Raw genomic sequence first — 746 nt, forward strand, 5'->3', positions numbered from 1 at the left:
ACTCCACTTTGGTGAATGCCCGCTGAATGACCAGCAACGAGTCCATGCGCACGCTTCCGTTCTCTCCACGCGAGTGCAGCGCCTGCCGGTTCAGTACCAGGCCAACGTGCGCCGGTTGCGCGCCGCGGTACCCGACAAATATCCCCCCGTCGACCGGTTTATCGACCTTGCGCCAGAAAACGACGTCTCCCTGATAGCAGGTGAAGAAATCCTCCCCGGCTTCGTAACCCGGCGTCTGGTGCAGCTCAATATCGAGCACATGTCGGTAATACAGCACAACCAGCCCCCCAGCAATCAGTCTTTTCGAATGAGCAGGCGCGGTTAGACCACGGCACGCCGATCATCCTGCTGATAAAATCAGAGGTACTGAAGCCCCGTGTATTCGACTGGATCATATGGTTGGCCAATGTTGTTATTTAGCGGGTTTGTCATTGATAAAGTAACTGATGCGTTATCTGAAACAACATCGACAGTTTTTACAAATAATGTCCAATTCTTCATTGGCGTAGAGGTATCAACTCTATCGAAAACCTGACGAGTTGCCGTGATAGGCGACAGCCTGGAAACACCACTCCACTTCTTCATCAGCGTTTTGATATCTGAAGACAGTCGCCCAAGCTTCACCGTTGCGTCGATTACCGGAGTTCCGCTCTGCTGGCTCTCTTCGATTTCAAACCGCGCAGGCGTGTACGTCTGGCCGCCAAGCGTCTTCGGGAAGAACTGTTTGTCGACGAGGCGGACGTAAC

2 protein-coding genes are annotated in these 746 nt (G+C 53.2%); both read right to left on the reverse strand.

Annotation, left to right across the window (positions count from 1 at the left end):
• Positions 1-277: hypothetical protein (locus tag NKF25_RS23995; protein WP_253229132.1), on the reverse strand; the 277-nt coding region annotated here is incomplete at its 3' end.
• An 80-nt stretch (positions 278-357) separates the two neighbouring features.
• On the reverse strand, positions 358-746 hold a 389-nt coding region (locus NKF25_RS24000; protein WP_253229133.1), incomplete at its 5' end, for a hypothetical protein.

It is taken from the genome of Haladaptatus sp. AB643 (genome assembly GCF_024136975.1).
Taxonomy (GTDB): domain Archaea; phylum Halobacteriota; class Halobacteria; order Halobacteriales; family Haladaptataceae; genus Haladaptatus.